Raw genomic sequence first — 6764 nt, forward strand, 5'->3', positions numbered from 1 at the left:
CGGGGCCGCATCGGCGGGGTCGGATCCGGCGCTGGGCGACGAAGAGGCGGCATCCCGCAGGAGCGCGGCGAGATCGCGGACCTCGCCGTACTCCGCGCGGAGGACGCCGCCCGTGCGGTCGATGAGCTCCACCATCGTGCGGACGGGGCGTCGCAACTGCACGAGAGCACTCGACTGGCCCGCCAGCTCGGCGATCGCCTCGGAAGTGGGGACGGGAACGAGCCGGGCGTCCGACGATCCGGGACGGCGGGCGAGCAGGATCAGCCGTGACAGGTGCAGCTCGGCAGCGGGGAGCGCGCCGAGGGCCAGCTCGTCGGGGGAGCGCTGCACCTTGTGCGTCACGCCCTCGGTGATGACCGACAGCGGTTTGCGGTACGGCAGAACCGCGCCCGAGGCATCGATGCCCACCGTCTCGTCCGACACGTAGCCCGCCGTGCGGGCGAGCGTACGGACGGCGGTGGTCTTGCCGGCGCCCGACTCTCCGACGAGGACGACGACGCCGCCGTCCGGGCCGGCGACCCCGGCGGCATGCAGCATCCAGAGGTCGCCGCGCCGTGCCTCGATGGCCGCCATCGTCACGGCGCTGGAGAGTGCGGCGAGCATGGGACCCTCGCCGTGGGAGGCCGCGGGGGCGACGGCGGTTCGCGGCGCGGTGCTCCCCGCAGAGAGAGCGCCGCTCCACGCCGACCGTACGGCGGCGTGGGCCGGCGGCTCGAGCCCAGAGAGGTCGATGCCGACCGCGACCCCGAGGGCATCGACGACGAGAGGGGACGATGATCGGCGCGGCACCGGTTCACGGTAGGTCCAGCGCCGCGCTCAGCGGATCGTCGTTCCGCCGACACCGGCTCTCCGCCCCCGCAGTTCACCCGGCGCATCATTCCTTCCCCGGACGGCGGCGCCCGCGGCAGCGGCATCCATCGGTCATGGGAAGGGGGCGGCATACGCCGTGCCCTAGACTGCAAGGACTGCCTGTCGCGTGACGCCCCGCGCGGGCAGGAGCCGTGATCCGCGGCCGTCGCGTCGCCGCAAAACCCGATTGGTTCCTCCGTGTCCGCCTCGCACTCCGCGCTCGTGCCCGAGTGGCTCACCGCCCCGGCCGAAGCGAACGAGCTCGTCGCCTCCGTCTGGCCGTCTTCCGCGCGTCGAGTCGACGACGGCTCGGTCGAGGTCGGGGGCGTGTCGATCTTCGACTTGCGCGCCCGCTTCGGCACCCCTCTCTACGTGCTCGACGAGGCCGAGGTGCGGGCGCACGCCCGCCGGGCCCGCGACGCCTTCGCCTCCGCCGCCGCGCGCCACGGCATCCGCTCGCGCGTCTATTACGCCGGCAAGGCCTTCCTGTCGGCCGAGGTCGTGCGCTGGGTCACCGACGAGGGCCTCGCCGTCGACGTTTGCACGCGCGGCGAGCTGGAGGTCGCGTTGGCCGGCGGCGCCGACCCCGCACGTCTGGGGTTCCACGGCAACAACAAGAGCGTCGGCGAGCTCGAGCGCGCCGTCGACGTGGGGATCGGCTCGGTCGTGGTCGACAGCCCCATCGAGATCGAGCGTCTCGCCGCGATCGCCGATCGCCGCGGTGCGGTGCAGTCCGTCCTGGTCCGGGTGCGCACCGGCGTGCACGCCGAGACCCACGCCTTCCTCGCCACCGCCCACGAGGACCAGAAGTTCGGCTTCTCGCTCGACGGCGCCGCCGAGGCGGTCGCTCGCATCCGCGAGTTGCCCAGTCTGCGCTTCGTCGGACTCCACGCCCACATCGGGTCGCAGATCTTCGACTCCTCCGGGTTCCGTGAGTCCGCGGCCCGACTCGTCGACCTCCACGCCGACCTGCTCGCCGGGGGAGAGATCCCCCTCCTCAACGTCGGGGGCGGTTTCGGCATCTCCTACACGTCCGTCGACGACCCGCGCCCGATCGAGGAGATCGCCGACGGCATCCTCGATGCCATCGCGCAGGAGTGCGCGGTGCGCGGCATCCCGATGCCCGACGTCGCGTGCGAGCCCGGACGCGTCATCGTCGGTCAGGCCGGCGTGACGCTGTACGAGGTCGGCACGGTCAAGAAGGTCGAGATCGGCGAGGGTCGAGAGCGCACCTACGTCAGCGTCGACGGGGGGATGAGCGACAACGCCCGTCCGGCCCTGTACGGCGCCGACTTCTCCGCGCGGATCGTCTCGCGCGAGAGCGCCGCGGCCCCCGCCCTCGCGCGCGTCGTCGGGCACCACTGCGAGTCCGGTGACATCGTGGTGGATGCCGAGTACCTTCCCGGCGACGTCACCCCGGGCGATCTGCTGGCGGTGCCGGCCACCGGGGCGTACTGCTTCTCGCTGGCGAGCAACTACAACTACACGCCGCGCCCCCCGGTCGTCGCCGTCCGCGACGGCGAGGCGCGCGTGATCGTGCGCGGAGAGACCGTCGACGATCTGCTCTCGCGCGACGCCGGCATCGCGGCATCCGCTTCCTTCTCATCCCGCGGCTCGGCCGCACCACCCCACGGAGACATCGAATGACCGACTACCGCACGCTGCGCGTGGCGCTGCTGGGCGCCGGTGCCGTCGGCTCGCAGGTCGCCGACCTGCTGCTCAAGCACCGCGCCGAACTGGCCGACCGCGCCGGAGCCACCCTCGAGCTCGCGGGCATCGCCGTCCGCGACCTCGACGCCAAGCGCGACACCGAGCTGCCGCGCGAGCTGTTCACGACGGATGCCGAGACCCTCATCGTCGGGTCGGACATCGTGATCGAGCTCATGGGCGGCATCGAGCCCGCGCGCACCCAGGTGCTGCAGGCCATCAACTCCGGCGCCGACGTCGTCACGGCCAACAAGGCACTGCTGGCCACGCACGGCTCCGAGATCTTCGAGGCCGCCGATCAGGTGGGCGCCGAGGTGTACTACGAGGCCGCGGCCGCCGGTGCCATCCCGATCATCCGCCCGCTCCGCGACTCGCTCGCCGGCGACCGCGTCGTGCGGATCATGGGCATCGTCAACGGCACGACGAACTACATCCTCGACCGCATGGACACCGAGGGCGCCGACTTCGCCGACGTGCTCGCCCAGGCCCAGGCCCTCGGATACGCCGAGGCCGACCCCACGGCCGACGTCCAGGGCTACGACGCCGCGCAGAAGGCCGCGATCCTGGCGAGCCTGGCGTTTCACACCACCGTGCCCCTGGATGCCGTGCACCGCGAGGGCATCACCCAGATCGATGCCGCGATGATCGAGTCCGCCCGTCACGCCGGCTATGTCATCAAGCTGCTCGCGGTCTGCGAGCGCCTGCCCGCCGCCGAGGGCGAGTCGAGCGAGTCGATCTCGGTGCGCGTGTACCCCGCCCTGGTCGACCGGACGCACCCGCTCGCGAGCGTGCACGGCGCCAACAACGCCGTGTTCGTCCAGGCCGAGGCCGCCGGCGACCTCATGTTCTACGGCGCCGGTGCCGGCGGCGTGCAGACCGCCTCCGCCGTTCTCGGCGACGTCGTCTCCGCGGCCCGCCGCCACATCGCCGGGGGAGTGGGCGTCGGTGAGTCCACGCGCGCCAATCTCCCCACCGTGCCCATCGGCCGGGTCATCACGCGCTACCAGATCACGCTCGAGGTCGACGATCAGCCGGGCGTGCTCGCCACGGTCGCCGGCATCCTCAGCGAAGGGCGCGTCTCGATCGCGACCGTCGAACAGACCGTCATCGAACCGGATGCCGACGACACCGCCGCGAGCGGGTCGGCGCGTCTGGTCATCGGTACACACCAGGCCCGTGAGCAAGACCTGAGCGAGACCGTCGAGCGTCTCGCCGCGAGCGGCGTCGTCGAGCGCGTGGTATCCGTACTGCGCGTGGAAGGGAACTGACATGGCACACGTCTGGCGCGGAGTCCTCCGCGAGTACGCGGACCGTCTGGGCGTCACCGACGCCTCCACCGTCGTGACGCTCGGCGAGGGCGGCACCCCGCTCATCCCGGCCCCCGCCCTGTCGCGGCGCACGGGCGCGGACGTCTGGGTGAAGTTCGAGGGAATGAACCCCACCGGGTCGTTCAAGGACCGCGGCATGACGGTCGCGCTCTCGCGCGCCGTCGAGCACGGCGCCAAGGCCGTCATCTGCGCCTCGACCGGCAACACCTCGGCCTCGGCCGCGGCGTACGCGGCCCACGCCGGCATCACCGCCGCCGTGCTCGTGCCCGAGGGCAAGATCGCGATGGGCAAGCTGAGCCAGGCCGTGGCCCACAACGGCCGGCTGATCCAGATCCGCGGCAACTTCGACGATTGCCTCGAGATCGCCCGCGAGCTCGCCGACCACTACCCGGTGCACTTGGTCAACTCGGTCAACCCCGACCGCATCGAGGGTCAGAAGACCGCGGCGTACGAGGTCGTCGAGCAGCTGGGCGACGCCCCCGACTTCCACTTCATCCCGGTCGGGAACGCGGGCAACTACACCGCCTACTCGCGCGGCTACCGCGAAGAGGCCGACCGCGGCGTCGCCACGCGCGTGCCCCGCATGTTCGGCTTCCAGGCCGCCGGCTCCGCCCCGCTCGTGCGCGGCGAGGTCGTGAAGAACCCCGAGACGATCGCCAGCGCCATCCGCATCGGAAACCCCGCCTCGTGGCACCTCGCCCTCGAGGCCCGCGATGCCACGGACGGCTGGTTCGGCGCCATCGACGACGACCGCATCCTCGCCGCGCAGAAGATCCTGGCCGGTGAGGTCGGCGTGTTCGTCGAGCCGGCGTCCGCGATCAGCGTCGCGGGTCTGCTCGACCGCGCCGAGGCCGGCGTCGTCCCCGCGGGGGCGAAGGTCGTGCTCACCGTCACCGGCCACGGCCTGAAGGACCCGCAGTGGGCCCTGCGCAAGGCCGACGGGTCGGAGGTGCAGCCCACGGTCGTCGACGCGACGACGTCCGAGGTCGCCTCGGTCCTCGACCTGAAGCCGGTGGCCGAGTGACCGCAGCCCTCGGGCGCCGGGTCGCGGTCCGCGTCCCGGCCACCAGCGCCAACCTCGGTCCCGGTTTCGACACGCTCGGGCTCGCGCTCAGCGTGTACGACGAGCTGACGGTCGAGGCCCTCGAGCCCGGCCGTCTCGAGATCGAGGTCAGTGGCGAGGGCACGGAAGACGTTCCGCGGGACGCATCGCACCTCGTCGTGCGGGCGATCGCGCACACCTTCGCCTTCGCGGGCCGTGAGATGCCGGGCCTGCGGCTGGTGGCGCACAACGTCATCCCGCACGGGCGCGGCATGGGGTCCTCGGGTGCGGCCGTGGTCGCCGGCATCCTCGCGGCCCAGGGGATGCTCGAGGGCGACGTCGAGCTCAGCGACGTCGACCTGCTGCGCCTGGCCACCGAGATGGAGGGCCACCCCGACAACGTCGCCCCCGGCCTGTTCGGCGGTCTGACGATCGCGTGGATGGATGCCGAGGGCCCCCAGCACAAGCAGCTCATCGTCCACCGTGGCGTCTCGCCGCTCGTGCTGGTGCCGAGCTTCACGATGTCGACGGCGGTCGCCCGGAGCCTCCAGCCGCTGCAGGTGCCGCGCGAAGACGCGGTGTTCAACGTCTCGCGGTCGGCCCTGCTCATCGCGGCGATGACGCAGAGCCCCGAGCTGCTGATGGCGGCCACGGAGGACAAACTGCACCAGAACTACCGCGCGCAGGCGATGCCCGAGACCGACCGTCTGGTTCGCTCGTTGCGCGCCGAGGGCTACGCGGCCGTCGTGTCGGGCGCCGGCCCGAGCGTGCTGGTGCTCGCCGACGGTCCGGGCCAGCGTCTCGGGGCCGCCGAGCTCGCCGGATCCCTCGTCGACACTCCGTGGCAGACGCTCATGCTCGCCGTCGACGTCAAGGGTGGTACAGTGAAGGCCGCAGAGGGTTCCGCTTAGCACGCGAATCTGAGCCTCTGCGACACCTGCGAAATCCGCAACAAATCGCGAACCCGGTATCGGCTGCAGTCTTCCGAACCGCTGGTGAGTGTCTTCGTCTGCCCTCTGCACCGACGACCCGCGATCTGACCACGTTTCATCCTGAGGAGCACTCGTGGAGTCCATCTCCGAGACCCAGCCCGTTGACGCGCCCGAGGGCGCGGTCACCACCCCCGAGGAGCAGCCCGCCGCTCCCGCCGACGAGACGCTGTTCGACGCGCCCGTCGACGGCGCGGGCGAGGAGGCCCCCGTCGCCGAGGAGCCCGCGGCCGAAGCCGAGGCGGCCGACGCCGAGGCGGCTCCTGCCGCCGAGGAGCAGCCCGCTCCGGCCGAGCCCGCCGCCGAAGAGGCGCCCGCGGCTCCGGCCGAGGAGCCCGCCGCCGAAGAGGCTCCGGTCAAGCCTGCCCGCGCGCCGCGCAAGCGTGCGCCGCGCCGTGCGAAGAGCGCCCCCGCCGAAGAGACCCCGGCCGCCGAGGCTCCCGCCGACCCCGCCGTGACCGAGGCTCCGGCCGTCGACGCCGCCACCGAGGCTCCCGCCGACGCCGCCGTGACCGAGGCTCCCACTGACGCCGCCGCCACCGAGGCTCCCGCCACCGAGGCTCCCGCCACCGAGGCTCCCGCCGCCGAGGCGCCGGCTGCCGAAGAGGCCGCTGCCGAGGGCTCCGCGACCGACGCCGAGCCGGTGACCGAGGGTGCCCCCGCGACCGATGCCGCCGAGGCGCCGGCCGAGAGTGTCGCCGAGGCTCCGGCCGAGAGCGCCCCCGAGGCCGACACGAACGCCGAGGCCGTGGCATCCGGTGCCGAGGCCGACACGACCGACGAGTCCTCCGAGACCCCGTCCCGCGGCCGCTGCCGCAGCCGGTCGCGCAACCGCAACCGCAACAAGGC

At 72.8% G+C, this 6764-nt stretch carries 5 protein-coding genes and 1 pseudogene; 5 read left to right on the top strand and 1 reads right to left on the bottom strand.

The features are described 5' to 3' along the window. The coding region (locus tag LQV45_RS14960; RefSeq protein ID WP_374208219.1) for an ATP-binding protein at nucleotides 1–789 on the bottom strand (789 nt) is incomplete at its 3' end. 258 nt (nucleotides 790–1047) lie between these two features. Between LQV45_RS14960 and lysA the strand changes: the two genes are divergently transcribed. The 5 genes and pseudogenes from lysA to LQV45_RS14985 all read left to right on the top strand — a co-directional run. After that, nucleotides 1048–2496, top strand: a complete 1449-nt coding sequence (lysA, locus tag LQV45_RS14965; protein ID WP_230007713.1) for a diaminopimelate decarboxylase — start codon at nucleotides 1048–1050, stop codon at nucleotides 2494–2496. Beyond that, nucleotides 2493–3824: a homoserine dehydrogenase gene (locus LQV45_RS14970; RefSeq protein WP_230007714.1), complete on the top strand. Its 1332-nt coding sequence runs from the start codon at nucleotides 2493–2495 to the stop codon at nucleotides 3822–3824. The genes lysA and LQV45_RS14970 overlap by 4 nt, the downstream gene beginning before the upstream one ends. A gap of 1 nt (nucleotide 3825) precedes the next feature. Continuing rightward, nucleotides 3826–4908, top strand: coding sequence for a threonine synthase (gene thrC, locus LQV45_RS14975; RefSeq protein ID WP_230007715.1), 1083 nt, complete (start codon nucleotides 3826–3828; stop codon nucleotides 4906–4908). Then, on the top strand, nucleotides 4905–5837 hold the full coding sequence (gene thrB, locus LQV45_RS14980) for a homoserine kinase (protein ID WP_230007716.1): 933 nt from the start codon (nucleotides 4905–4907) through the stop codon (nucleotides 5835–5837). Before thrC ends, thrB begins: the two co-directional genes overlap by 4 nt. Before the next feature lie 154 nt (nucleotides 5838–5991). Beyond that, a pseudogene (locus LQV45_RS14985) lies at nucleotides 5992–6764 on the top strand (transcription termination factor Rho); the annotation flags it as partial.

Source organism: Microbacterium sp. Bi128 (genome assembly GCF_918698205.1).